Source organism: Streptococcus intestinihominis, from assembly GCF_046824975.1.
GTDB lineage: Bacteria > Bacillota > Bacilli > Lactobacillales > Streptococcaceae > Streptococcus.
The window spans coordinates 12,224-14,691 of record NZ_JBKQBL010000005.1; the positions used below are offsets into that span (position 1 = coordinate 12,224).

Annotated in this window: 3 protein-coding genes; all 3 read right to left on the reverse strand. The window is 43.6% G+C overall.

Annotated elements, in window-relative coordinates; all coding sequences use genetic code 11:
- Window positions 1-258 precede the first annotated feature (258 nt).
- Window positions 259-693, reverse strand: a complete 435-nt coding sequence (sufU, locus tag ACLOR3_RS08210; RefSeq protein ID WP_048714758.1) for a Fe-S cluster assembly sulfur transfer protein SufU — start codon at window positions 691-693, stop codon at window positions 259-261.
- Complete coding sequence (locus ACLOR3_RS08215) at window positions 680-1,906, reverse strand: cysteine desulfurase (RefSeq protein ID WP_411400876.1); 1,227 nt, start codon at window positions 1,904-1,906, stop codon at window positions 680-682. Before ACLOR3_RS08215 ends, sufU begins: the two co-directional genes overlap by 14 nt.
- 2 nt (window positions 1,907-1,908) lie before the next feature.
- Window positions 1,909-2,468, reverse strand: a 560-nt coding sequence (locus tag ACLOR3_RS08220) for a SufD family Fe-S cluster assembly protein (protein WP_412037138.1), incomplete at its 5' end; no start/stop codon positions are given.

Consider the following 2,468-nt stretch of genomic DNA (forward strand, 5'->3'; position numbering starts at 1 on the left):
ACCGATTCATTCAACCCTTTTCCTGTTGACAAGATTGGGTCTACATCATCGTGAAAGCCAAATTTATATTCACCAAGATCAATTGGTTTTGGTTCTACTCTTTCTTCTGTCATATCTTTCCTTTCATTTTCTTTTTAGCGCTCTTTACATGTGATTACTTTTTCTAGCCTGGACCATCAGCAGCCGAATGTTGATATCATTTCTCACCAGAAGCTCGGTTAAAAAACAGACTTGAATCTTCATCACTTTTATTCATCATTAGGCTTGAGCATCGATTGCTTTTTTGAGAGCATTCCAAGCCAGGGTCGAGCACTTGATCCGTTGTGGAAATTTAGCAACCCCAGCTAAAAAGGCTGCATCTCCCAACTGGTCTTGACGGGCATCTTCTTTGCCTTGGACCATTTCTGAAAAAATAGTCGCCAACTCTAGCACTTCTTCTTTGGATTTTCCTAGGACAACGTCCGTCATCATACTAGCAGAAGCCGTCGAAATCGTACAACCTGAGTTGACAAAGGCAATGTCTTTGATTACTCCTTCATCATCAAACTGAACAGACAAACTAATCACATCGCCACAGGTTGGATTGTTTAAGTTGATTTGTTCAACCCCTTCAATCTTTCCATGGTGATGGGGATTTTTTGAATGGTCAGCTACTACAGCCATATAGAGGCTATCTAATTTAGAAAGTGCCATTGAAAAACTCCTTTGTTTTTATCAGCGCTTCTACAAACTTATCACAGTCTTCCTTTGTATTGTAGAGATAAAAGCTAGCTCGAGCAGTCGCTGGAACCTCCAAATACTGGATCAAAGGTTGAGCACAATGGTGGCCTGCCCGAACGGCAACCCCTTCATAATCCAAGGCAGTCGCAAGATCATGAGGATGCAGATCCCCTAAGTTGAAGGAAATCACCCCAGAGCGTTTCGCTAAATCTTGGGAGCCATAGATTTTCAAGCCTTCAATCGCTTGAAGTTTAGGAAAGACGTAGGCAATCAAGTCTTGCTCGTGATGCTCAATGGCATCCATGCCAATGGCATCCAAATAATCAATCGCCGCAGCTAAACCAATAGCACCAGCCATATTTGGAGTCCCTGCTTCGAATTTCCAAGGGAGTTCCTTCCAAGTTGCGGATTGTTCATAGACAAAGTCAATCATTTCCCCACCAAATTCAACAGGTGACATTTGGTTGAGATAGTGCTCTTTTCCATACAAGACTCCAATCCCTGTCGGTCCAGCCATTTTATGCCCGGAAAAGACAAAGAAGTCTGCATCTAGCTTTTGAACATCAATTTTCATATGAGGGACTGATTGGGCCCCATCCACTACCATAATGGCTCCTTTTTCATGAGCCAATTGAGCGAGTTCCTGGATAGGATTAATTACCCCGAGTACGTTAGAAGCATGGGTAATGGAAACAAATTTGGTTCGATCTGTCAATTTTTCTCGGAAATCCTCTAGATCCAGACCACCGTCTTTCAAGTAGGCATAGACCAACTTTGCCCCTGTCTTCCGACAAGCTTCCTGCCAAGGAAGGATGTTGGAATGGTGTTCCATAATAGAGATGAGGACCTCATCCCCCTCTTCGAGGATTTCCTCTGCAAACCGCCCAATCCAGTTCAAACCTGTCGTAGTCCCTCTCGTAAACAAGACCTCTTTGGTCGAGGAAGCGTTTATAAAACGACGGACCGTTTCTCTTGCTGCTTCATAGGACGCGGTCGCCCGTTCGGCCAAGGTATGAACCCCGCGGTGAACATTGGCATTATCCTCTTGGTAATATCGATTCACAGCTTCTAAGACAGCTTTTGGTTTTTGTGTCGTCGCTGCATTATCCAAATAGACAAGTGGCTCATCATTCACAATTTGATCTAAAATCGGGAAATCTTTCCGAATCTTTTCGACATCTATCATCTTTATCTCTTTAATAATTTATCTTCAATGGTTTGGATCATTTCTTCACGAACTTCTTTAACTGGAATTTCCACAATCACTGATCCAAGGAAGCCACGAACCACTAGGCGTTCTGCAGTTGCTTGATCCAAGCCACGGCTCATCAAATAATACATATCTTCAGGGTCAACTTGACCGATAGAAGCCGCGTGACCTGCTGTCACATCGTTTTCATCAATCAAAAGAATTGGATTGGCATCAGAACGTGCTTGATCAGAAAGCATTAACACACGGCTTTCTTGTTGGGCATCCGCTCCCTTAGCTCCCTTGATAATGTGGCCAATCCCGTTGAAGGTCAAGGTTGCCTTTTCAAGAATGACACCATGTTGCAAAATATTCCCTACTGAATTGCAACCATAGTTGGTTACACGGGTATCAATCCCTTGAATTTGACGCCCACTAGATAAGGCTACAACCTTAAGGTCTGCATGGCTTCCATTTCCTATCAAGTCACTATCAAAATCAGCAACGACATTTCCCTCGTTCATGACACCGATAGCCCAGTCAATGCTGGCATCCTTGC